Here is a 23,325-nt window from a genome sequence, read left to right as displayed (position 1 = left end):
GGACGCGAGTGTAGCCTCCCCGGCCGGTCCGGGTACAGCCCGCCGCCGGGGCCGGTTTGTAACGGTTGCGTAACAGCGGCGCGGCCGTGAAAAGGCGTTGTTACCAAATAATCCGGGCGCCGGATTGCGTGCGGGATAGAGTTCCCCCAGCGCCGAACCGCCGGCAACCGGGCCCGACAGGCAGACCGAACGAAGAAGGGAACAGGGGGAAATGTCCAACATGGCGTCTCTGCGCACATCCATCCTCGGCATGACCGCCATCGCGACCGTGATGGTCGGCGCCCTCATGGCCGCTCCGGCGCAGGCCGGGCCGGCGGTGGAGGTTCTGCATTACTGGACCTCCGGCGGCGAATCGAAGGCCGCGGGCGCGCTGCGCCAGGACTTCGAGGCGGCCGGCGGCAAGTGGATCGACGCGCCCGTCGCGGGCGGCGGCGGCGACGCGGCCAGCACCGTCCTGCGCTCCCGCGTGCTGGCCGGCGACCCGCCGAACGCCGTGCAGCTGAAGGGACCGAACATCAAGGAGTGGGCGGCGCAGGGCAAGCTCGCCCCGCTGGACGACGTCGCCAAGGCCGAGAACTGGGACGCCATCCTGCCGCCGCAGATCCGCGACGTGGTGACCCACAAGGGCCACTATTACGCCGTTCCGGTGAACATCCACCGCGTCAACTGGATGTGGGTGAACCCGCAGGCCATGCAGAAGGCCGGCGTCGCCATCCCGAAGACCTGGGACGAGTTCAACGCCGCCGCCGACAAGCTGAAGGCCGCCGGCATCATCCCGCTCGCCCATGGCGGCCAGCCCTGGCAGGAGGGTGCGCTGTTCGAGGATGTCGTCCTCGGCCTCGGCGGTCCCGACTTCTACCGCAAGGCGCTGGTGGAGCTGGACGCAAAGGCGCTGACCGGCGACACCATGGTCAAGGTGTTCGACCAGATGCGCAAGCTGCGCGGCTATGTCGACGACGGCTTCCCCGGCCGCGAATGGAACCTCGCCGCCGGCATGATGATGAACGGTCAGGCCGCCATGCAGATCATGGGCGACTGGGCGAAGGGCGAGCTGACCGCCGCCGGCAAGGTGCCGGGCAAGGATTTCGTCTGCGCCCATGTGCCGGGACAGTTCGGCTACATCGTCAATTCCGACAGCTTCGTCATGTTCACCTCGGCCGACGCCGACCGCGCCGCCGGGCAGAAGCTGCTGGCCAAGCTGATCCTGGGCAAGAAGTTCCAGGAGACCTTCAACGTGGTGAAGGGCTCCATCCCCGCCCGCCAGGACATGGCGCGCGACAGCTTCGACGAATGCGCCGTGAAGTCGATGGACGACCTGAAGACCGCCATCGACACCAACAGCGCCGTGCCGTCCATGGCCCACGAGATGGCGGTTCCCGGCGCCGTCCGCGGCGCCTTCCTGGACGTCGTCACCGCCCACTTCAACTCTACCATGACCTCGCAGGAGGCGGTGAAGCGTCTGGCCGAGGCTGTGGATCTGGCGAAGTAAGCCTCCGCGTCGCCCGCGTGCCGTCGCTCCTTCCCTGGTGTTGCGCGTGACCTTGAAAAGCCCCTCTTCCTTCCGGGAGAGGGGCTTCCTTTCATTCGGGCTTCACGGCGTGATCGCCACCTTCAGCACGCCGTCGCGTTGGTGGCCGAACAGCTCGTAAGCCTCCTCGATCCGCTCCAGCGGGAAGCGGTGGGTGACCAGCGGCTTCAGGTCCACCCGGCGGGAGGCGACGACCGCCATCAGCCGGCGCATCCGCTCCTTGCCGCCGGGGCAGAGCGAGGTGACGATGGTGTGGTCGCCCAGCCCGGCGGCGAAGGGGCCGAGCGGCAGGTGCAGGTCGCCGGAATAGACGCCCAGGCTGGACAGCGTCCCGCCCGGCCGCAGCACGCGCAGCGCCGCCTCGAAGGTCGCCTGGGTGCCCAGCGCCTCGATGGCGACGTCGACGCCGCGGCCGCCGGTCAGCCGCATGATCTCCTCGACCGGATCGGTCCGGCGGAAATCGACCACATGGTCGGCGCCCATCCGCCGCGCCATCTCCAGCCGTTCCGGCACGGTGTCGACGCCGATGATGGTGGTGGCGCCCTTCAACTTGGCGCCGGCGGTGGCGCAGAGGCCGATCGGGCCTTGCGCGAACACCGCCACCGTGTCGCCGATGCCGATGTTGCCGCGCTCCGCCCCGGCGAAGCCGGTGGACATGATGTCGGGGCACATCAGCACCTCCTCGTCCGTCAGCTCGTCGGGGACGGGGGCGAGGTTGGTCATCGCGTCGGGCACCAGCAGGTATTCGGCCTGGGAGCCGTCGATGCTGTTGCCGAAGCGCCAGCCGCCCAGCGGCTTCCAGCCATGGGCGGTGCCGGCGCCGTCCTGGGAATGGCAGCCGCACAGGCAGGCGTTGCTGTGGCCGCTGGGGGTGATGGCCCCGGCGATCACGCGTTGCCCCTCGCGGTAGCCGGTGACGGCGGAGCCCAGCTTCTCGATGATGCCGACCGGCTCGTGCCCGATGGTCAGTCCGCGGGCGACCGGGTACTCGCCCTTCAGGATGTGGATGTCGGTGCCGCAGATCGTCGTCGTGGTGATGCGGATCAGCGCGTCGAGCGGTCCGACGTCGGGGATCGGCTTGTCGTCCAGCACGATGCGGCCCGGCTCGACGAACACCGCCGCTTTCATCATGACCATGGCGTCCTCCCGTGATGGTGGCTGCCGGTCGAGGGGCTGCGTCGCGCAAACATCGCAAACGGCCCGCGGCCGGCGCTGTGCTTAACGCCGCCAGTCTGGCACGGCGGGGAGAAGGACGCGTTGATGCAAATTAATCGGTCACGGAAATCGCTCTCTCCCGCCCCGGGAGAGGGCGATTTCCGAGCGTCGCCGCCCATCTTGACGCCCGCTCGCGCTTGATTAGATTTCGCACGTGCCGGGGTGCCTCGAACTGCAGGACCCCGGTATGTGCGAAGACCGTGTCATGCATGTTGCTCTGCGGAGGATGTGTGCGATGCCGACGACCAGACCCTTGCGCGCCCCACCCGGCCGGACCGGATCCTGCGAACGCCTGAGATAACCGACAAGCTCCGGCACACGCGACTTCGATAAATCCCAAGAACAAACCTCTGCCTGTGTCTGCGATGGCGGCCACGGGCATTTTGCGCTGACGTGATTCATAAACAAAACTCCTCCTTTCTTGTTAAAAAATACTCTTGACGACAAAAACAGCCTGAGTAAATTTCCCGACCGAAAGCACGGCCCATTCGGGAGTGCTTGAGAACCCAAGACATTCGCTTAGACTCAAGGAGTGTCACACCATGAAGTTCAAACCGCTTCACGACCGCGTTCTGGTCCGCCGCGTCGAATCCGACACCAAGACGAAGGGCGGCATCATCATCCCCGACACCGCCAAGGAAAAGCCGCAGGAAGGCGAGGTGATCGCCGTCGGCCCGGGCGCGCGGGACGAGGCCGGCAAGCTGGTGGCCCTCGACGTGAAGCCCGGCGACCGCGTGCTGTTCGGCAAATGGTCCGGCACCGAGGTGAAGATCGACGGCGAGGATCTCCTCATCATGAAGGAGAGCGACATCCTCGGCGTGATCGAGGCTGCCGCCGAACCCGCCAAGAAGGCCGCTTAAGCAGGGGAGGAACAGGACCATGGCTGCGAAGGACGTGAAGTTCGGCTCCACCGCCCGCGACAAGATGCTGCGCGGCGTGGACATCCTGGCCGATGCCGTGAAGGTCACGCTGGGCCCGAAGGGCCGCAACGTGGTGATCGAGAAGTCGTTCGGCGCCCCGCGCATCACCAAGGACGGCGTGTCGGTCGCCAAGGAAATCGAGCTGGCCGACAAGTTCGAGAACATGGGCGCGCAGATGCTGCGCGAGGTGGCGTCGAAGACCGCCGATCTGGCCGGCGACGGCACCACCACCGCCACCGTGCTGGCCCAGGCCATCGTGCGCGAGGGTGCGAAGTCGGTTGCCGCCGGCATCAACCCGATGGACCTGAAGCGCGGCATCGACATGGCGGTCGACACCGTGGTGACGGAGCTGAAGGCCCGCTCCAAGAAGGTGACCACCAACGAGGAGATCGCCCAGGTCGGCACCATCTCCGCCAACGGCGACCGCGAGATCGGCGACATGCTGGCCCGCGCGATGGAGAAGGTCGGCAACGAGGGCGTCATCACCGTCGAGGAGGCCAAGAGCCTGGAGACCGAGCTGGATGTCGTGGAGGGCATGCAGTTCGACCGCGGCTACACCTCGCCCTACTTCGTCACCAACGCCGAGAAGATGCAGGTGGAGCTGGATGACCCGTACATCCTGATCCACGACAAGAAACTGTCCGGCATCCAGGCGATCATCCCGGTGCTGGAGAAGGTCGTCCAGTCGGGCAAGCCGCTGCTGATCATCGCCGAGGACGTGGAGGGCGAGGCGCTGGCGACCCTGGTGGTCAACCGCCTGCGCGGCGGCCTGAAGGTCGCTGCGGTGAAGGCTCCCGGCTTCGGCGACCGCCGCAAGGCCATGCTGGAGGACATCGCCATCCTCACCGGCGGCCAGGTCATCAGCGAGGAGCTGGGCATCAAGCTGGACGGCGTCACCATCGACATGCTGGGCCGCGCCGGCAAGGTGGTCATCACCAAGGACAACACCACCATCGTCAACGGCGTCGGGTCGAAGGACGACATCAAGGCCCGCTGCGGCCAGATCCGCCAGCAGATCGAGGAGACGACCTCCGACTACGACCGCGAGAAGCTGCAGGAACGGCTGGCCAAGCTGGCCGGCGGCGTCGCGGTGATCCGCGTCGGCGGCGCCACCGAGGTCGAGGTGAAGGAGCGCAAGGACCGCGTCGACGACGCCATGCACGCCACCCGTGCCGCGGTGGAGGAAGGCATCCTGCCCGGCGGCGGCGTGGCGCTGGCCCGTGCGGTTTCGGTTCTGGAGAACGTCAAGCCGGCCAACGACGACCAGCGCGTCGGCGTGGAGATCGTGCGCCGGGCGCTGACCGCCCCGGTGCGCCAGATCGCCACCAACGCCGGCGTCGACGGCTCGATCATCGTCGGCAAGCTGAACGACAGCAAGGAGTACAGCGTCGGCTATGACGCGGCCAAGGGCGAGTGGTGCGATCTGGTCAAGGCCGGCATCATCGACCCGGCCAAGGTGGTGCGCACCGCGCTGCAGGACGCGGCCTCCGTCGCCGGCCTGCTGATCACCACCGAAGCGATGGTCGCCCAGCTGCCGGAAAAGAAGCCCGCCGTGCCGGCCCCCGGCGCCGATATGGACTTCTGAGCCGGCAACTTCCGAGCCGGCAATTCCTGAACCGATTGGGCCGGCTTAACGCTTTCGGCCTGGATGTTCCCTGGACGGGGTCGCGCCGCACCGGCGCGGCCCCTTTTTTCATTCCACCCCTCGATGGCCGGCCGGCCGGCCCAGTTCCGGCAGGGGAAAGCGCAGGCACGCCCTGACCCCATCGTCCGGCTGCCGCTCTATGCTCAGGCTGCCGCGCAGCTGTTGAGCGAGCTGCTGCATGATCTTGCCGCCCAGCCCGGTCCCCTGCGGATGGTTCGACAGAATGCCGACCCCGTCGTCGCAGACGCGCAGCACGCAATCCGCCCCCTCCCTGCGGAAGCTGAGGTCGATGCGGCCGGATCGGCCGTCGGGAAAGGCGTATTTCAGCGCGTTGGTGACCAGCTCGTTGGCGATGGTGCCGACCGCGATGGCGACGCCCATGTCCAGGACGACGTCCTCCACCTCGGCATTGACCGCCACCGGATGCACCCCGACCACGCCGAGCTGGAGGTCTTCCACCAGGCTTTCCAGGAACTCCTTGGAATTCACGACGGTGACGCCCTCCACCCGGCGCAGGCGGACATAAACCCGCGCCAGCACGCCGATGCGCTCGATGGTGCCGGCGACGATGTCCTGCGGCTTCTCCGACCGGTGGGCCGCCAGCATCAGCTGGGCACTGATCTGCTGCAGATCGTTGCGGATCCGATGGTGGATCTCGTGCAGCATCAGTTCCTTTTCCTCGTTGACCGCGGACAGCTGGTCCCAGGACCGGCGGAGCTGGTCGTTCGCCCGATGCAGGGCATCCGCGACCGCCGCGATGCCGAATCCCAACGCCATGTAGATCAGGAAGGCCAGCCGGTCGCCCGAATCCGCGATCCACAACAAGCCTTCCGGTTTCATGAAGAACCAGGCCGAACACACCCCTGACAGGATCGTGGCCACGAACCCCGAACCGCGGTCGAACAGAATTGAAACAAGGAAGATCGTGGGGATAAAGACGAGAAACGGATACTTGAAGAGGAGCGGATCGAGCATGTAGCGCACCAGCGCCGTCAGCCCGACCAGCACAAATGTAATCCCGTAGCGTGCCCAGGATGAGTGCGGCAAGCTGGAGGACAGCCGGTGCAAAACCTTTTCCATACCGCGCGCATGAATCACGACGACAGGTCTCCGTAGAGCGGGGTCGAACCCATAACAGCCGAACTCTTCATACGGCTTGCGTCCACGCACGGATTGGGGTGACACCCTGAATGATGAGCCGGGCACTCCGCCGGAGGGATTCTTTCGGCGAACGGATCTTGGCCGCCCCGCCGATACTCCCATCTGAGAGGCAAGACCGCTCACCGGAGGATCTTGATGCGCAGCACCCTGACCCTGTCGGCCGCCCTTCTTGGCGCCCTCGCCGCCACCCCCGCCCTGGCCCAGTCGGGCACCGGACAGGTGGTCAAGACCGTCCAGACCAGCGCCGGGCCGGTGGCGGTGACGCGGTTCGCCGATGGGCTGGAGCGGCCCTGGGGCATCGATTTCCTGCCGGACGGACGGGCGCTGGTGACGGAGAAGCCGGGGCGGCTGCGCATCGTGGCGCGCGACGGCACCCTTTCCGCCCCGCTCGGCGGCACGCCGAAGGTCCTGGTCCAGGGCCAGGGCGGCATGATGGACGTGGCGGTCGATCCGCAATTCGCGCAGAACCGGACCATCTATCTCGCCTATGCCGAGGCCGGCGACAACGGCCTGTCCGGGACGGCGCTGGGGCGCGGCACGCTGACCGACCGCGGCATCGAGAGTTTCCAGGTGATCTTCCGGCAGTCGCCCAAGATGGATGGCGGCCACCATTACGGCACCCGCATCGTCTTCTCGCCGGACGGCCATATCTTCCTGACGCTGGGCGAACGCAACAAAATGACCCCGGCGCAGGACCGCAACGCCACGCTGGGCAAGGTGGTGCGGCTGAACCGCGACGGCTCGCCGCCCAAGGACAACCCTTTCGCCGCCGAAGGCAAGGTGGCGGCCACCGTCTGGTCCTACGGCCACCGCAACATCGAAGCGGCCGCCATCGACCCGCGCACCGGCGCGCTCTGGATCGCGGAGATGGGACCGGCGGGCGGCGACGAGCTGAACCGGCCGGAGGCCGGCAAGAATTACGGCTGGCCGCTGGTCAGCTGGGGCAATCATTACGACGGCCGCGACATCCCCGACCCGCCGACCCGCAAGGAATTCACCGACGCGGTAATCCACTGGACGCCGGTGATCTCGCCGTCCGGCATGGCCTTCTACCAGGGCGGCCTGTTCCCGGGCTGGCAGGGCAGCGCCCTGATCGGCGGCCTCAGCGCCAGGGCGCTGGTCCGGGTCGCCATCGACGGCACCGGCGCGAAGGAGGCGGAGCGCATTCCGCTCGACGCGCGCATCCGCGATGTGGCACAGGGTCCGGACGACGCCCTCTATGTCATCACCGATGCCGCCGACGGCGCGGTCTTGCGGTTGGCACCGGCGAAATAGCCCCCGGCGACGGGGAACGAAGGACAGGGGCCGATGAGGATCCGCGATTACCGACCGTCAGACGCCCCGGTGCTGACGCAGATCTACGCCCGCTCCGTCCGTGGCATCGGCCCGCGCTTCTACAATCCTGAGCAGGTGGAGGCCTGGGCGGCTAAGGCGCCCACGGTGGAACGGGTGCGGGAGGCCTATGGCGACGGCCGCGTCGCCCTGGTCGCGGTGGACGACGACGACCGGCCGGTCGCCTTCAGCGACGTGGAGCCGGACGGCCACATCAACTTCCTCTACTGCGCCCCGGAGGCGGCAGGCCGCGGCACCATGTCGGCGCTGGTCGACCTGCTGGAGGAACGCGCGGCGGCGCTGGGCTACCCCCGCCTGCATGTGGAGGCGAGCGAGGCCGCCCGCCCCTTCCTGCTGCGCCGCGGCTTCACGCTTCTGGCGCGGCGAGATCTCCGGATCGGCGACGTGCCGATCCACAACTATGCGATGGAGAAGTGGCTGAAGAAGGACGGCTGACGGGCTGAGCCGGGCGCCCCGTCGGCCCCCGATCACCGCCCCCGCTTGGCCAGGAAGGCCAGCCGTTCCAGCGTGTGCACGTCCTGCTCGTTCTTCAGGAGCGCCCCGCACAGCGGCGGGATCAGGGTGCGGGCGTCCTTGGCGCGCAGGGTCTCCGGATCGACGTCCTCCACCATCAGCAGCTTGATCCAGTCCAGCAGTTCGGAGGTGGAGGGCTTCTTCTTCAGGCCGGGAACCTCGCGCAGGTCATAGAACAGGTTCAGCGCCTCGCGCAGCAAGGCGGCCTTCAGGCCGGGGTAATGGACCTCGACGATGCGTTCCATCGTCTCGCGCTCGGGGAAGCGGATGTAGTGGAAGAAGCAGCGGCGCAGGAAGGCGTCCGGCAGCTCCTTCTCGTTGTTGGAGGTGATGATGACGATGGGGCGCTTGGCCGCCTTGATCGTCTGGCGGGTTTCATACACATGGAATTCCATGCGGTCGAGTTCCAGCAGCAGGTCGTTGGGGAACTCGATGTCGGCCTTGTCGATCTCGTCGATCAGCAGGACCGGCGGCACCGGCGCCTCGAATGCCTCCCACAGCTTGCCGCGGACGATGTAGTTGGCGATGTCGTGGACCTTCGCCTCGCCCAGCTGGCTGTCGCGCAGGCGGCTGACCGCATCATACTCATACAGGCCCTGCTGCGCCTTGGTGGTGGACTTCACATGCCAGGACAGCAGCGGCTTGTTCAGCGCGCGGGCGATCTCCACCGCCAGCACGGTCTTCCCGGTTCCGGGTTCCCCCTTCACCAGGAGCGGCCGCTCCAGCGTGATGGCGGCATTGACCGCCACCATCAGGTCGTCGGTGGCGACATAGCGGTCGGTTCCGGTGAAACGCATGGCGATCCTTCATCCCGTCGGTCCGGCGACAGTGTTGCCATTCCCGCCGATGCTGGCAAGCCCCCAGGGCTGCGCAAGCTGCAAAGCCCCTCCGGATTGCCTCTCATTCTGAGAGGCGAAGCCACCGGTCCGGTCACAAATCCAACCAAACTGCTTGGTCTTTTGGCCGATTACGTAGGCACACCGACAGTTTGGAATTGGCATAATCATTGCCATAGCGGTTTGTACTTTCTCATTTTCCTTCAGCCGGAGTTCGCCAATGCTGGCCGCGTTCATCCGAAGCCCTTATCCAAGCGAATTGCTCGGGATTGAGGCGAGCGCTTTGATCGACCAGATTCCGACCGCCGTGATGCTCTGCCAAATTCCCAGTTTTCAGATTGTCTATGCCAACCCGAAGTCGCTGGAACTCCTGCGCCGCATCGGCCATTTGCTGAAGATCGCCCCGGACAAGGTGGTGGGTTCGAGCATCGATATCTTCCACCGCCACCCCGAACATCAGCGCAAGCTCCTGTCCGATCCCAAGAATCTGCCTTTCGAGACCCAGATCCGGCTTGGCGACGAAACGCTGAACCTGCATGTGACGCCGGTCTATGACCGCGGGCGCTATGTCGCCGCCCTGCTGACCTGGAACGTGATCACCGAAAAGGTCCGCGCCGACGCCGAAGTGAACCGGCTGCTGCGCATGCTGGACGAGATGCCGACCGCCGTCATGATGTGCGATCCCAACGACGATTTCCGGATCACCTACATCAACGAGACCAGCCGCAGGACATTGAAGCCGCTCGAACCCTATCTGCCGACGACGATCGACAAGATCGTCGGCCAGTCGGTGGACATCTTTCACAAGAATCCGGCCCACCAGCGCCGGATCATCGGCGATCCCGCCCGCCTTCCCTTCAACGCCAACATCCGCGTCGGGCCGGAGGTGCTGAATCTGCGGGTCACCGCCCTGCACGACCGGGAAGGGCGCTATCAGGCGGCGATGCTGTCCTGGTCGGTGGTCACCAACAATCACCGCATGGCCGACAATGTGTCGAAAGCGGTGGGTTCGCTGGTCGAATCCGCCGCCCGGATGAGCGAGGCGGCGGAACAACTCGTCGCCGCCGGCGGGGACGCCAGCACGCTGGCCGCCGACGCCTCCGGCGCGATCAAGGAAATCCGCACCGCCGTCGGCGATATCATGCGCCAGATGACGACCGTCTCGGAGACCGCCATCGCCGCGGTGAAGGAGGCCGAGCAGTCGGACAAGCTGGCCGCCAGCCTGTCGCAAAGCGCCCGCGCCATCGGCCAGATCGTTCAGATCATCGCGTCGATCGCCGGACAGACCAATCTGCTGGCCCTGAACGCCACCATCGAGGCCGCACGTGCCGGAGAGGCCGGCAGAGGGTTCGCCGTGGTCGCGAACGAGGTCAAGACGCTGGCCGGCCAGACCGCGAAGGCCACCGATGAAATCGCCGCACGCGTCGCGGAAATCCAGCAATCGACCGCCGACACGATCACCGCCTTCGACCGGATCGGGTCGGCGATCCGCGATGTCCACGGCATCGCCCAGGAGGTGGGGCATTCGATGAGACGACAGCAGGAGGCCACCGACGAGGTCGCCGGCAGCGTGTCCGGCGTCACCGATGCGACGCGCAGCACCGACATCGCGGCACGCTCGGTCCGCGACATTGCATCGTCGGTGGCGGAGCTTGCGGACTCCCTGCAGGGCGACCTGAAGGAGTTCCTGAAATCGACCTGAAGCTTCCCCGGACGATCAATCGACGATGAACAGGGTGGCGCCGATTTCGGTCGATGAGCGATGCGGATGATCGCCGAAATCGGACACCTGATAGCTCATGCCGGCGGTCAGGACGAAACGCCGGCCGTCCTTCAGTTCGGTGATCAGTTCGCCGCTGACCACGAACAGCACATGGCCGCGGTCGCACCAATGGTCGGCCAGATAGCCCGGCGTGTATTCGACCATCCGCACCCGCAATTCCCCGGCGCGGAAGGTGCGCCAGAGCGCCTTGCCGGTTTCGCCCGGATGTTCGGTGACGGGAACGGCGGCCCAGTCGGTCACGGTGAAGGGAAGAGTCGGGAGTTCCATCGCCGGACCTTGGAGGAAAGGGCACGAACAGGAAAACGGCCCCCGGAGTGAACCGGGGGCCGGGTGTCGATGGGATCAGGAAGCCTTCTTGGCCGCGATGGCCTTTTCGATGGCCTCGATCGCCGCAGGGGCCAGCGAGGCGTCGGGACCGCCGGCCTGGGCCATGTCCGGCCGGCCGCCGCCACCCTTGCCGCCCAGCGCCTCGGCACCGACGCGGACCAGATCAACGGCGCTCAAGGTGCCGGTCAGGTCGTCGGTCACGCCGATGACGATGGACGCCTTGCCCTCATTCGACGCGATCAGCACCACGACGCCGGAGCCGACCTGCTTCTTCAGCTCGTCGGCCATCGGCTTCAGGTCCTTGGCCGGCAGGCCATCGACCACGCGGGACGCCACCTTGACGCCGGCGACGTCCTTGGCCTCGTTGCCGCCGTCGGCCTTGGCGCCACCACCCATGGCGACCTGCCGGCGCAGGTCGGCCAGCTCGCGTTCCATCTTGCGGCGCTCCTCGACCAGGGCGGCGACGCGGGCCGGGACCTCGTCGGGCTTCACCTTCAGGACACCGGCCGCCTCGGTCAGCAGATGGTCGCGCTCGGACAGCCACGCCTTGGCGCCGGTGCCGGTCAGCGCCTCGATGCGGCGGACGCCGGCTGCGACGGCACCCTCGGAGACGATCTTGAAGACGCCGATGTCGCCGGTGCGGCGGACATGGGTGCCGCCGCACAGCTCGATGGAATAGTCGCGGTCCAGCTCGCCATGCGGGCCGCCCATGGAGACCACGCGGACCTCGTCGCCGTACTTCTCGCCGAACAGCGCCATGGCGCCCTGGGCGCGGGCCTCGTCCGGGGACATCAGGCGGGTGATGACCTCGCTGTTGCCCAGCACGCGGCGGTTCACCTCGTCCTCGACGGCGGCGATGTCGGCGGCGGTCAGGCCGGTCGGCTGGCTGATGTCGAAGCGCAGACGCTCCGGCGCCACCAGCGAGCCCTTCTGGGTGACATGGTCGCCCAGGCGATGGCGCAGCGCCTCGTGCAGCAGGTGGGTGGCGGAATGGTTGGCGCGGATGGCGGAGCGGCGCTCGCTGTCCACGCGCAGCTCGACCACGTCGCCGACCTTGAGCGTGCCCTTGGTGACGGTGCCGACATGGGCCCACACCGCACCCAGCTTCTTCAGCGTGTCGGAAACCGCGACCTCGGCCCCGCCGGCGGAGAAGATCACGCCGGCATCGCCGACCTGACCGCCCGATTCGCCGTAGAAGGGCGTCTGGTTGACGACGACCAGCACCTGATCGCCGATGTTGGCCGCATCGACGCGGGCGTCGCCCTTGACGATGGCGGTCACCTTGCCCTCGGCCACTTCGGTGTCGTAGCCGAAGAACTCGGTGGCGCCCAGCTCGTCCTTGATCTCGTACCACAGCTTCTCGGTGCCGACCTCGCCCGAGCCGGCCCAGGATTCGCGGGCCTTGCGGCGCTGCTCGTCCATCGCCGCCTTGAAACCGGCCTCGTCGACGCCGCGGCCCTGGCCGCGCAGCACGTCCTGCGTCAGGTCGAGCGGGAAGCCGTAGGTGTCGTACAGCTTGAAGGCGACGTCGCCGGCCAGCGGCTGGCCTTCGCCCAGATGGCCGACCTCGTCCTCCAGCAGGCGCAGGCCGCGCTCCAGCGTCTGCTTGAAGCGGGTCTCCTCCAGCTTCAGCGTCTCGACGATCAGGGCGCGGGCGCGGTTCAGCTCCGGATAGGCGTCGCCCATCTGCTGGATCAGCGCCGGGACCAGACGGTGCATCAGCGGCTCGCGCGCGCCGATCATGTGGGCGTGGCGCATGGCGCGGCGCATGATGCGGCGCAGCACATAGCCGCGGCCCTCGTTCGAGGGCAGCACGCCGTCGGCGATCAGGAAGGAGGTGGAGCGCAGATGGTCGGCGATGACGCGGTGCGACACGGCATGCGCGCCGTCCGGCGAGGTCTTGGTCGCCTCGGCCGACGCCATGATCAGCGCCCGCATCAGGTCGATGTCGTAGTTGTCGTGCTTGCCCTGCAGGACGGCGGCCAGACGCTCCAGCCCCATGCCGGTGTCGATCGACGGCTTGGGCAGCGGCACCAGATTGTCCGGACCCAGCTGTTCATACTGCATGAACACGAGGTTCCAGATCTCGATGAAGCGGTCGCCGTCCTGGTCGGCGCTGCCCGGCGGGCCGCCGGCGATGGACGGGCCGTGGTCGAAGAAGATCTCGGAGCAGGGGCCGCAGGGGCCGGTGTCGCCCATGCGCCAGAAATTGTCGTCGGTCGGGATGCGGATGATGCGGTCGTCCGACAGGCCGGCGACCTTGCGCCAGATGCCCGCCGCGTCCTCGTCGGAGGTGTGGACCGTCACCAGCAGCTTGTCGGCCGGCAGACCGTATTCCTTGGTGATCAGGTTCCAGGCGAACGCGATGGCGTCGTCCTTGAAGTAATCGCCGAAGGAGAAGTTCCCCAGCATCTCGAAGAAGGTGTGGTGCCGCGCGGTGTAGCCGACATTGTCGAGGTCGTTGTGCTTGCCGCCGGCGCGTACGCACTTCTGCGAAGTGACGGCGCGCTTGTAAGGCCGCGTCTCGGCACCGGTGAAGACGTTCTTGAATTGGACCATGCCGGCGTTGGTGAACATCAGCGTCGGGTCGTTGCGCGGCACGAGCGGCGACGAATCGACGATCTGATGGCCCTGCTTGGCGAAGAAATCCAGGAACGTGCGACGGATGTCGTTGGCGGTCTGCATACGGTCAAGGCTCCGGGTGCGCGGCGCGGCCTTCCATTGGCCGAACCGTGCTTTTAGCGCGAGAATGGCGACGTGTCCACGACGGACGGATTATTACCCTGCGGCATTTGCCCTGCGGGCGGCCTGCGGAGCCGGCTTACTCGGCCTCTGCCGCGGCGCGCGCCTTCTCGATCCGGCGGCCGATGATGATCGCGACCTCGTACAGCCCGATCAGCGGAACAGCGAGGCTGACCTGGCTGATGACGTCCGGCGGGGTCAGGATCGCCGCGGCGACGAAGGCGCCGACGATGGCATAGCGCCGCTTGGAGGCCAGTGCGTCGGTGCTGATGATGCCGACGCGGACCAGCAGCGTCAGCAGCACCGGCAGCTGGAAGGCGATGCCGAAGGCGAAGATCAGCGACATCACCAGATGCAGGTATTCGCCGACGCGCGCCTCGAACTCGATGGGCAGGGCGTTGGCGTCGCCGCCGGGATGGAACTCGAAGCCCAGGAAGAAGCGCCAGGCCATCGGGAAGATGAAGTAATAGACGATGGCAGCACCGGTCAGGAACATCACCGGAGTCGCGACCAGGAAGGGCAGGAACGCCTTGCGCTCGTGCTTGTACAGGCCGGGCGCCACGAACATCCAGATCTGGCTGGCGATGATCGGGAAGGAGACGAAGCAGCCGGCCCAGAAGGCAACCTTCACATAGGTGAAGAAGGCTTCCGTCAGGCCGGTGTAGATCATCCGCCGCCCCTGCCCCGCCAGCAGGTCGGCCAGCGGCTGGACCAGGAAATTGTAGATCCGGTCCGACACGGCATAGCACAGCAGAAAGGCGATCAGGATGGCGCCGACCGACCACATCAGCCGGTTCCGCAGCTCGATCAGGTGATCGATCAGCGGCATCTTGCTGTCTTCAAGTTCGTCCTGATGCGTGTCGCCGGTCATGGTCGGTCTTCGGCCTTAGGTCTGCTTGTCGGTGGACTGGGCGGAAGCCGCTTCGGCTGTCTGCGGCGCCGGTTGCGGCGCCGGTTGCGGCGGCTGCGTGGTGATCGGCGACGGCGCGGCGGACGGCGCCACGCTGTCGGCGACAGCCGGAGGGGCCGTCGGGGCCGGAGGGGCCGCCGGGGCCGCCGGCACCGGCGCCTGGGGCAGCTCCGGTTCCGGGGTGCTGCCGGCATGGCCGTTCAGCCCCACATCGAAGCCCTTGGGGTCGAAAGCCTTCCCCATCTCCCCCTTCGGGTCGATGGTGTCCTCCATCATCTTCTTGATGTTCAGGTCGCGGGTCTTCAGGGCTTCCTTGCGAAGCTCGTCCAACTCGGTCTCCCGCATCATGTCGTCGATGTGGGTCTGGAATTCGCGCGCGACGCCCCTGGCCTTACGCACCCATTTGCCGAGCGTGTAGATCGCCTTGGGCAGGTCCTTGGGCCCGATGACCACAAGGGCGATGACGGCGATCACCATCAGTTCGGACCAAGCGATGTCGAACATGTTCTTCCGGCTTCACGAATGCGGTGGGCAGGACGGCGCGCGAACGGGTTCCACGGAAGGCCCCCGCCCGCCTGCCGGTCAGCTGCGCGCCGCCTCGTCCTTCTTGGCCGCGGTTTCGGCCGTGTTGGCCGGCTGGTTCGGGATGACCTTGGCATTGGCGCCGGCGGCGTTGCCGCCCTGGGCGTCGTCGCTGTCGTCCTGCAGGCCCGCCTTGAAGGACTTCACACCCTTCGCGAGATCACCCATCACCTTCGGCAACTTTCCAGCGCCGAACAGGAGAAGAACGATCAGTAGAACGATGATCCAGTGCCAGATGCTGAAAGAACCCATGGCGCGCCTATCACGTTTGAACGGCCTTTGCGGCGGGCCGGCACTATGGCAGAAAGGCCATTGGGCCGCAACGTTCGCCCCACCATCCTTAACCGGTTGTCATTGAGGTTTCACGGGAATTCGCGCGGACCCGCCCGAATTTCGCCGCCCGTTTCACGGCTCCCCGTCGCCATCCTCGCCGGGCACGGCCAAGCCGCCGTCGTCCCCCGGCGTCCCGAGCCCCAGGAGCACCGGGCGGCTGTCCAGCAGCCCGGCCGCGCGCAGGTCGTCGACGCTTGGCAGGTCGCGCAGGCTTTCCAGCCCGAAATGATCCAGGAAATGATCGGTGGTTATCCAGGTCAGCGGCCGGCCCGGCGTCTCCCGCCGCTTGCCCGGCCGGACCCAGCCATGTTCCATCAGCAGGTCCAGCGTGCCCTTGCTGGTCGCCACGCCGCGGGTGGATTCGATCTCTCCCCTGGTCACCGGCTGGTGATAGGCGATGATCGCCAGGGTTTCGATGGCCGCGCGCGACAGCTTGCGCGACACCTCCTCCTCCCGGCGCAGTTCCGGCGCCAGGTCGACCGCGGTGCGGAAGGCCCAGCCGCCGCCGGTGCGCACCAGATTGACGCCGCGCGGGGCGTAATGGGCGCGCAGTTCCTCCAGCAGCAGCCCGACCTCCGGCCCGACGCGGCCGGCCAGCGTCTCCTCGTCCAGCGGTTCGGCGGAGGCGAACAGCAGCGCCTCCAGCAGGCGCAGCCGGCCGATGCGGGCCTCCGCCTCCTGGGCGTCGGTGACTTCCTTGATCATGGTCCTCAAGAATCCGATGGGTCCGCGGGGGCGTCGCCGGCTTGGCGTCCGCGGACATAGAGCGGGGCGAAGGCGCCCTCCTGGCGCAGTTCCACCCGGCCGGCCTTCGCCAGTTCCAGCGTCGCCGCGAAATGGGCGGCGAGTGCCGAGCGGGTCAGCAGCCCGCCGCCCTCCCCGCCCGGCAGGAAGCTGGCCAGCGTGGTCCAGTCCGGCATGCGGCCCAGCAGGGAGGACAGGCGCTGCACCGCCTCCTCCATGGAATAGAGGCGGACCGGGGCGATGTGCAGGACGCCGGCCTCCTTGCGGGCACGCTGCTGGCCATAGGCGCGCAGCAGGTCGAACAGCGTGACCTCATAGACCGACTTGCGGCGCAGGTCCAAATCCTCCGGCGCACCGCGGGGGTGGACGTCGATGCCCAGCCGGGGGCGGGCAAACAGCTTGGCCGCGACGCCCTTCATCGCCTCCAGCCGCTGGAGCTGGAAGGCCAGCGCCGCGGCCATGTCCTCGCCGGACGGCTCCTCCCCCTCCGGTTCGGGCAGCAGCAGGCGCGACTTCAGGTAGGCCAGCCACGCCGCCATCACCAGATAGTCGGCCGCCAGCTCCAGCCGCACCTTGCGCGCCTCCGCCACGAAGGCGAGGTACTGGTCGGCCAGTTCCAGGATGGAGATGCGCGTCAGGTCGACCTTCTGGTCGCGCCCCAGCGCCAGCAGCATGTCGAGCGGTCCCTCGAACCCGTCCAGAACCAGCAGCAGCTGTTCGGACGGCGACGCCTCCGCGGACGCGGCGGTATCGGCCGTAAGCTCGGCCAGCACATCGGCCATTCGAAGACCTTCAGTCGTTGCCGGTCAGGATGCGGATGAAGTCGATCACCGCATCCACCGGCGGCCCCAGGACCCAATGCATGACGCTGAGGTCCATGCCGATCTGGCGCCCCAGCATCGGCAGCAGGAAGAAGGCCGCCATCAGGATCAGCAGGCCGAACCGCTCCAGCCGGGCCAGCGGCACGGCCAGCACGTCGGGCAGAACGCCGACCGCCACCCGCCCGCCGTCCAGCGGCGGCAGCGGGATCAGGTTGAAGACCATCAGGATGACGTTGACCAGAACCGAGACCTCGGCGGCGGAGCGGATCCACAGCTCGACCAGGCTGTTCTCCGGATTGACCAGCCGCCAGATCACCGCCGACGCCACCGCCAGCAGGAAATTGGTCCCCGGGCCGGCGAGCGCCACCCACACCATGTCGCGGCGCGGATGATCCAGCCGGGCGAAGTTCACCGGCACCGGCTTGGCCCAGCCGAAGACGAAGCCGGTGGTGAAATACATCAGTGCCGGCAGCAGCACCGTCCCGAACGGGTCGATGTGGCGGATCGGGTTGAAGGTGACCCGCCCCAGCCGGTAGGCGGTGTCGTCGCCCAGCCTCCAGGCGACGAAGCCATGCGCCGCCTCGTGCAGGGTGATGGCGATGATGGCCGGCAGGGCCACGGCCGTCACCTGGAAGATCCATTCCTCCATCGTCCGCTCCCGTCCGTCAGGCCTGGGCCGGGCCGAGCAGCTCGGCCAGCCGGTTGGTCAATGCCGCGATGTCCGCGGGGTCCGGCGCATGGCGCATCGCCTCCGCCCGCGCCCAGCGCTCCGCCGCAGCACCGCTCAGCAGCGGGACGGCGCCCAGCACGGACCGCATCTCATCCAGATCGCCGTTGCAGTGGAGCACGACATCCATGCCCGCCGCCAGCACCGCTTCGGCCCGCTCGCGGGGATTGCCCTGCAGCGCGTTCATCGACAGGTCGTCGCTGAACAGCAAGCCACCGAAGCCGATGGACGGCCCCCGCACCACCTCGCGCACCACGATGGCCGACGTACTGGCCGGTGCGGTCGGGTCGATGGCCTTCAGCACCACATGCGCCACCATTGCCAGCGGCAGGTCGGCCAGCGCGCGGAAGGGGGCGAAGTCGGTCGCCTCCAGCGTCGCGCGGTCGGCCTCCACCACCGGAAGCTCGGCATGGCTGTCGGCGAAGGCGCGGCCATGGCCGGGGATGTGCTTGACCACCGGCAGCACCCCGCCGGCCAGCAGCCCCTCGGCGGTGGCGCGGGCCAGCGCAATGACCAGGGCGGGATCGCGCGAGAAGGCGCGGTCGCCGATGATGTCGTGCGCACCCTCCACCGGCACGTCGCAGACGGGTGCACAGTCCACCGTGATGCCGACCTCCGTCAGCATATGGGCGAGCAGCCGGCCGTTGATCCAAGCAGCCTCTCGGGCGGCCTCTCGGGCGGCCTCTCGCCCGGCGCCGGCAGCGCGCCCGGCCAGCGCGCCGAACACGCCCATCGGCGGGTGGGCGGGCCAGTGCGGCGGGCGCATGCGCGCGACCCGGCCGCCTTCCTGGTCGATCAGGACCGGGGCGTCCGGCCGGCCGACGCTGGCGCGCAGATCATCCACCAGCCGGCGCATCTGGTCGCGGCTTTCGCAGTTGCGGCGGAACAGGATGAAGCCGAGCGGATCGGCATCGCGGAAGAAGGCGGCCTCGTCGGGCGTCACCTCCAGCCCGGCGCAGCCGAAGACGACCGCGCGCGGGTGGGCAACCGGGGTGGAACTCATCGAACCACGGCCCACGGATTCAGGGCCGGAAAAATCAGGGACGGACAACCACACACCCCACATTCTGTGCGCGCAGCTGGGCGCAGACCGACTTGGCCCGCGCCTCGTCGGCGCCGGTGCCCTGCACCCGGTAGAACACGCCCTTGTCGCCCAGATCGACCTTGGCAACCTGCATCGACATGCCGCCCAAGGCATCCGGGTAGCGACCGGCGATGCGGCGCCATTCGGCGGCGGCCTCGCCCTCGCTGCGCACGGAGGCGAGCTGGATGCGCCAGGCACCGCTGCCGCCCGTGACGGCGGGGGCGGCCTTCGCCGGCTGGGGCGCCGCCTTGGCCGGGGCGGCGGCGGGCAGCGACGCTGCCTCCAGCTTGGCGATCAGCTGGCCCATCGAGGGGGCCGCGTTCTGCTGCGCCTGCTGCTGCTGTTGCTGGGGCGGCGGAGCGGCCGGCAGCTTGACCGCGGCGACCTGCTGCTGCGGAGCGGCCGCGGGCTTGGCCGGAGTGGCGGCGGGCTGCTGCGGCTTGGCGGCGACCGCGGCGGGCGGCATCTGGGTGGCGGGCACCTGCGCCTGCGGAGTGCCGGCCGGCAGGGCGGGCAGGCCCGGCACCGGCTCGGGCGCCGCCAGCGGGGCGACGGCAGCCACCGCAGCGGCAACGCTGTCGCGCGGCACGGTGGCGGTGGCACCCGGCGGAAGCTGGGCCACCGACGGCACCGACGGCAAGGGCACCACGGCCGGCATCTGCGGCGTCACCACCGGACGCGGCAGCGGCACCTCCGGCGGCGGCAGCAGCCGCTCGACCGCCTGACCGCGTCCCGCGTCATGGTCGCGCAGCCGCTCATAGGCCAGGATGTCCTGATGCGGCACCTCCAGCCCGCCGGGCTGGTCAGGGCGCGCCTTGACCGGACCGGGATCGGCGGTCAGCAGCGGCGGACCGTCGCCCGCCAGCCGCGACGGCCCGCGCAGGCCGACGACCGCCGCACCGGCGAACGCGACGACGCCGACCACGGCAAAGCCCAGCGCCAGCAGCCCGCGCTTGTTCGCGGACTGACGGGGCGGCATCCCATAGGGATTGGCCGCGTAGTTGACGTCGCCGTCGTACCTCATGAACGCAGTTCCTCCACCGGTTCGACACCCATCACCTTGAGGCCCGAGGCGATGACCGTCGCCACCGCGGCGATCAGCGCCAGACGGGCCGTCGTCAGTTCCGCATCGCCCTCGATCAGGAAGCGCAGCGAGGCGTCGTCGCGGCCCCGGTTCCACAGCGCGTGGAAATCGCTGGCGAGATCGTAGAGGAAGAAGGCGATGCGATGCGGCTCATGCGCTTCCGCCGCCGCCTCGACCACGCGCGGCCAGGTCGCCATACGCTTGGCCAGCGCCATCTCCTCCTCGCTGTCCAGGCGGGCGAGGTTGGCCGCCGCGGCGAGCGAGGCCGGCGACTGGTCCAGCTGCGGCAGCGCCGTCGCGGCATGGCGCAGGACCGAGCGGCAGCGGGCGTGGGCGTACTGCACGTAGAAGACCGGGTTGTCCTTCGACTGCTCCGTCACCTTGGCGAAGTCGAAGTCCAGCGTCTGGTCGTTGCGGCGGGTCAGCATGATGAAGCGGACCACGTCCCGGCCGACCTGGTCGATCACGTCGCGCAGCGTCACGAAGGTGCCGGCGCGCTTGGACATCTTCACCGGCTGGCCGTTCTGCATCAGGTGGACCAGCTGGCAGAGCTTCACGTCCAGCGACGCCTTGCCCTCGGTCACCGCGGTGGTCGCCGACTGCATGCGCTTGACGTAGCCGCCATGGTCGGCGCCCCACACGTCGATCAGGCTGCCGAAGCCGCGCTTGTACTTGTCGAAGTGATAGGCGATGTCGTTCGAGAAATAGGTGAAGGACCCGTCCGACTTCTTCAGCGGCCGGTCGACGTCGTCGCCGAAATCGGTGGACTTGAACAAGGTCTGCGGGCGCGGCTCCCAATCGTCGGGCTTCTTGCCCTTCGGCGGCTCCAGCACGCCGGTGTAGATCAGGCCGCGCTCCTCCAGCGCCGCCAGCGCCTTGTCGACCGCACCGGCGGTGACCAGCGCGCGCTCGCTGCTGTAGACGTCCATGGTGACGCCGAGGACGCCCAGATCCTCCTTGATCCAGCCCATGATCATGGAAATCGCGAAGTCGCGGCAGGCCGGCAGCCATTCGGACTCGTCGGTGCCGACCCAGCGGTTGCCGTCACGCTCGGCCAGGGCCTGACCGACCTCCTTCAGATACTCGCCGGGATAGAGGCCGGCCGGGATCTCACCCACCTCCTCGCCCAGCGCCTCGCGGTAGCGGATGAAGGTGGACCGCCCCAGCACGTCGACCTGGGCGCCGGCATCGTTGATGTAGTACTCGCGGGTGACGGCGTAGCCGGCCTTCTCCAGCAGGGAGGCCAGCGCGTCGCCGAACACGGCGCCGCGGCCATGGGCGGCATGCAGCGGGCCGGTCGGGTTGGCCGACACATACTCCACATTGACCGGCGTCCGGCCGCCGAGCTCGCTGTCGCCATAGGCGGTGCCGGCGTTCAGCACGTCGCGGATGCGGTCGCGCCAGACATCCGGGGTCAGGCGCAGGTTGACGAAGCCCGGACCTGCGATCTCCACCGACGCCACGTCGGCGCGGCCCTTCAGCTTGGCCACCAGCAGTTCCGCCAGGGCGCGCGGCGCCATCTTCGCCGGCTTCGCCAGGATCATCGCGGCGTTGGTGGACAGGTCGCCATGCGAGGCCTCGCGCGGCGGCTCGACCGTCAGACGGCTGCCGTCCAGCCCGGCGGGGATCGCACCCTCGGCGGCCAGTTCTTCCAGCAGCTTGCGAATATCGGTCTCGAAGGCCTTGAAAATATTCATCGTCTCAGGTCGTCTTTTCAGGAGGTCACAGGAGCCTCGCGGCTCAGGTCTTCACGCGTCAGGTCTTAACATGCAGGTCGAACAGCCGGTCATGTTCGGCCAACGCATAGCGGTCGGTCATGCCGGCGATGTAATCGGCCACATGGCGGGCGCGCACCGCAAGATCGGCGTCGCCGCCGGCCTTGGCAATGTCGCGCTGCCATTCGGTCGGCAGGGTGTTGGGCTCGTCCATGAACAGCTGGAACAGGGCGCGCACCACGCGCTTGCACTTGCTCATCTCGCGGTTCACGCGATAGTGCCGGTACATGCGCTGGCGCAGGAAGGCGCGCAAGGGCCGCTGCGCTTCCAGCATCGCGTCGGAGAAGCTGACCATCGCCACCGGCAGGGCGCGCAACTCGGCAGCACTGCCCGGCCTGTGCTCCGCCAGCCGCCGCCGCGTCTCCGTCACCAGATCGACCACCATGGCGTTGATCATCCGCCGCACCGTCTCGTGGATCAGGCGGGAGCGCTCCAGCCCCGGATAGCGGTCGCAGACCTCGCGGATGATCGGGCCGACCAGCGGCAGTTCCGCCACCTCCTCGACCGTGAACAGGCCGGCGCGCAGGCCGTCGTCGATGTCGTGGTTGTTGTAGGCGATGTCGTCGGCCAGCGCCGCCACCTGCGCCTCGGCGCCGGGATTGGTGTGCAGTTCCAGATCCCAGTCGCCCTGGAAGGCGGCGATGGTGGTCGGCAGGCGGTGACCGGGCAGCAGCGGCAGCAGCGGGCCGTTGTGCTTGACCACCCCTTCCAGCGCTTCCCAGGTCAGGTTCAGCCCGTCGAACTCGGCATAGCGCCGTTCCAGCCGCGTCAGGATGCGCAGGGTCTGGTCATTGTGGGCGAAGCCGCCGAACGGCTCCATGCAGGCGTTCAGCGCGTCCTCGCCGGCATGGCCGAAGGGGGTGTGGCCAAGGTCGTGGGCCAGGGCCACCGCCTCCGCCAGATCCTCGTTCAGGGACAGCGTGCGGCTGATCGACCGGGCGATCTGCGCCACCTCCAGGCTGTGGGTCAGCCGGGTGCGGTAATAGTCGCCCTCGTGATAGACGAAGACCTGCGTCTTGTGCTTCAGCCGGCGGAAGGCCCCGGAATGCACGATGCGGTCGCGGTCGCGCTGGAAGCACGAGCGCGTCGGGCTTTCCGGCTCCGCCACCAGCCGCCCGCGCGTGTCCGCCGGGTTGCAGGCATAGGGAGCCAGCCGATCGTGAAAACAGTCCGCCGTCATGGGGCGGACACTACCGGCGGGGGGACGCGGGTGCAACGGCGAAGGCGTGCTATGCCCCGGCC

Annotated in this window: 22 protein-coding genes; 6 read left to right on the top strand and 16 right to left on the bottom strand. The window is 68.1% G+C overall.

The genetic code is table 11. The features are described 5' to 3' along the window. Positions 1–220 precede the first annotated feature (220 nt). A complete protein-coding gene (locus AB8P05_RS21075) occupies positions 221–1,489 on the top strand; it encodes an ABC transporter substrate-binding protein (protein ID WP_472760221.1) in 1,269 nt (422 codons plus the stop codon). 102 nt (positions 1,490–1,591) lie between these two features. Here AB8P05_RS21075 and AB8P05_RS21070 read toward each other — a convergent pair whose 3' ends face one another. Continuing rightward, positions 1,592–2,665 carry an NAD(P)-dependent alcohol dehydrogenase gene (locus AB8P05_RS21070; RefSeq protein WP_472760220.1) on the bottom strand — a complete coding sequence of 358 codons (1,074 nt, stop codon included), beginning with the start codon at positions 2,663–2,665 and terminating at the stop codon, positions 1,592–1,594. A gap of 620 nt (positions 2,666–3,285) precedes the next feature. On the opposite strand from AB8P05_RS21070, the gene groES reads away from it, so the two are divergent. Both groES and groL read left to right on the top strand, forming a co-directional pair. After that, positions 3,286–3,603: a co-chaperone GroES gene (gene groES, locus AB8P05_RS21065; protein WP_014188118.1), complete on the top strand. Its 318-nt coding sequence runs from the start codon at positions 3,286–3,288 to the stop codon at positions 3,601–3,603. A 19-nt stretch (positions 3,604–3,622) separates the two neighbouring features. Further along, complete coding sequence (groL, locus tag AB8P05_RS21060) at positions 3,623–5,248, top strand: chaperonin GroEL (protein ID WP_472760219.1); 1,626 nt, start codon at positions 3,623–3,625, stop codon at positions 5,246–5,248. 108 nt (positions 5,249–5,356) lie between these two features. On the opposite strand, the gene AB8P05_RS21055 is transcribed toward groL, so the two are convergent. Beyond that, entirely contained in the window at positions 5,357–6,406 is a 1,050-nt protein-coding gene (locus AB8P05_RS21055) for a sensor histidine kinase (protein WP_472760218.1), read from the bottom strand. A gap of 198 nt (positions 6,407–6,604) precedes the next feature. Between AB8P05_RS21055 and AB8P05_RS21050 the strand changes: the two genes are divergently transcribed. Together AB8P05_RS21050 and AB8P05_RS21045 are read left to right on the top strand one after the other, a co-directional pair. Then, positions 6,605–7,744: a PQQ-dependent sugar dehydrogenase gene (locus AB8P05_RS21050; protein ID WP_472760217.1), complete on the top strand. Its 1,140-nt coding sequence runs from the start codon at positions 6,605–6,607 to the stop codon at positions 7,742–7,744. 33 nt (positions 7,745–7,777) lie between these two features. Beyond that, positions 7,778–8,257: a GNAT family N-acetyltransferase gene (locus AB8P05_RS21045; protein ID WP_472760216.1), complete on the top strand. Its 480-nt coding sequence runs from the start codon at positions 7,778–7,780 to the stop codon at positions 8,255–8,257. 32 nt (positions 8,258–8,289) lie between these two features. Here the strand turns inward: AB8P05_RS21045 and AB8P05_RS21040 are convergent, their stop codons facing one another. Further along, on the bottom strand, positions 8,290–9,132 hold the full coding sequence (locus AB8P05_RS21040; protein WP_472760215.1) for an AAA family ATPase: 843 nt from the start codon (positions 9,130–9,132) through the stop codon (positions 8,290–8,292). A 9-nt stretch (positions 9,133–9,141) separates the two neighbouring features. Further along, entirely contained in the window at positions 9,142–9,408 is a 267-nt protein-coding gene (locus AB8P05_RS21035) for a hypothetical protein (RefSeq protein WP_472760214.1), read from the bottom strand. 46 nt (positions 9,409–9,454) lie between these two features. Here AB8P05_RS21035 and AB8P05_RS21030 point away from each other — a divergent pair, with 46 nt between their 5' ends. Then, positions 9,455–10,873, top strand: coding sequence for a methyl-accepting chemotaxis protein (locus tag AB8P05_RS21030; RefSeq protein ID WP_472760213.1), 1,419 nt, complete (start codon positions 9,455–9,457; stop codon positions 10,871–10,873). A gap of 15 nt (positions 10,874–10,888) precedes the next feature. On the opposite strand, the gene AB8P05_RS21025 is transcribed toward AB8P05_RS21030, so the two are convergent. The 12 genes from AB8P05_RS21025 to AB8P05_RS20970 form a co-directional block, all read right to left on the bottom strand. After that, entirely contained in the window at positions 10,889–11,221 is a 333-nt protein-coding gene (locus AB8P05_RS21025; RefSeq protein ID WP_014188425.1) for a DHCW motif cupin fold protein, read from the bottom strand. Positions 11,222–11,296: 75 nt separating this feature from the next. Beyond that, positions 11,297–13,966 carry an alanine--tRNA ligase gene (gene alaS / locus AB8P05_RS21020; RefSeq protein WP_472760212.1) on the bottom strand — a complete coding sequence of 890 codons (2,670 nt, stop codon included), beginning with the start codon at positions 13,964–13,966 and terminating at the stop codon, positions 11,297–11,299. A gap of 136 nt (positions 13,967–14,102) precedes the next feature. Beyond that, complete coding sequence (gene tatC / locus AB8P05_RS21015) at positions 14,103–14,894, bottom strand: twin-arginine translocase subunit TatC (RefSeq protein ID WP_472760211.1); 792 nt, start codon at positions 14,892–14,894, stop codon at positions 14,103–14,105. A gap of 15 nt (positions 14,895–14,909) precedes the next feature. Beyond that, positions 14,910–15,437 (bottom strand): Sec-independent protein translocase protein TatB, encoded by a 528-nt coding sequence (gene tatB, locus AB8P05_RS21010; RefSeq protein ID WP_472760210.1) that lies wholly within the window; start codon positions 15,435–15,437, stop codon positions 14,910–14,912. 78 nt (positions 15,438–15,515) lie between these two features. Then, positions 15,516–15,767, bottom strand: coding sequence for a twin-arginine translocase TatA/TatE family subunit (locus AB8P05_RS21005; RefSeq protein ID WP_455174411.1), 252 nt, complete (start codon positions 15,765–15,767; stop codon positions 15,516–15,518). Positions 15,768–15,920: 153 nt separating this feature from the next. Next, on the bottom strand, positions 15,921–16,553 hold the full coding sequence (gene scpB, locus AB8P05_RS21000) for an SMC-Scp complex subunit ScpB (RefSeq protein WP_472760209.1): 633 nt from the start codon (positions 16,551–16,553) through the stop codon (positions 15,921–15,923). Between the two features lie 5 nt (positions 16,554–16,558). Next, positions 16,559–17,374 (bottom strand): segregation and condensation protein A, encoded by an 816-nt coding sequence (locus AB8P05_RS20995; protein WP_472760208.1) that lies wholly within the window; start codon positions 17,372–17,374, stop codon positions 16,559–16,561. A 10-nt stretch (positions 17,375–17,384) separates the two neighbouring features. Next, entirely contained in the window at positions 17,385–18,062 is a 678-nt protein-coding gene (locus AB8P05_RS20990) for a site-2 protease family protein (RefSeq protein WP_472760207.1), read from the bottom strand. Positions 18,063–18,078: 16 nt separating this feature from the next. Next, positions 18,079–19,143 (bottom strand): beta-N-acetylhexosaminidase, encoded by a 1,065-nt coding sequence (nagZ, locus tag AB8P05_RS20985; protein ID WP_472760206.1) that lies wholly within the window; start codon positions 19,141–19,143, stop codon positions 18,079–18,081. Positions 19,144–19,177: 34 nt separating this feature from the next. Continuing rightward, positions 19,178–20,248 (bottom strand): SPOR domain-containing protein, encoded by a 1,071-nt coding sequence (locus AB8P05_RS20980; protein WP_472760205.1) that lies wholly within the window; start codon positions 20,246–20,248, stop codon positions 19,178–19,180. Then, positions 20,245–22,005, bottom strand: a complete 1,761-nt coding sequence (argS, locus tag AB8P05_RS20975; protein WP_472760204.1) for an arginine--tRNA ligase — start codon at positions 22,003–22,005, stop codon at positions 20,245–20,247. The genes AB8P05_RS20980 and argS overlap by 4 nt, the downstream gene beginning before the upstream one ends. Positions 22,006–22,063: 58 nt before the next feature. Beyond that, on the bottom strand, positions 22,064–23,263 hold the full coding sequence (locus AB8P05_RS20970) for a deoxyguanosinetriphosphate triphosphohydrolase (RefSeq protein WP_472760203.1): 1,200 nt from the start codon (positions 23,261–23,263) through the stop codon (positions 22,064–22,066). Positions 23,264–23,325: the final 62 nt, after the last annotated feature.

The organism is Azospirillum sp. VT-I1 (genome assembly GCF_055698305.1).
This window is presented reverse-complemented; position numbering and strand designations above follow the sequence as displayed.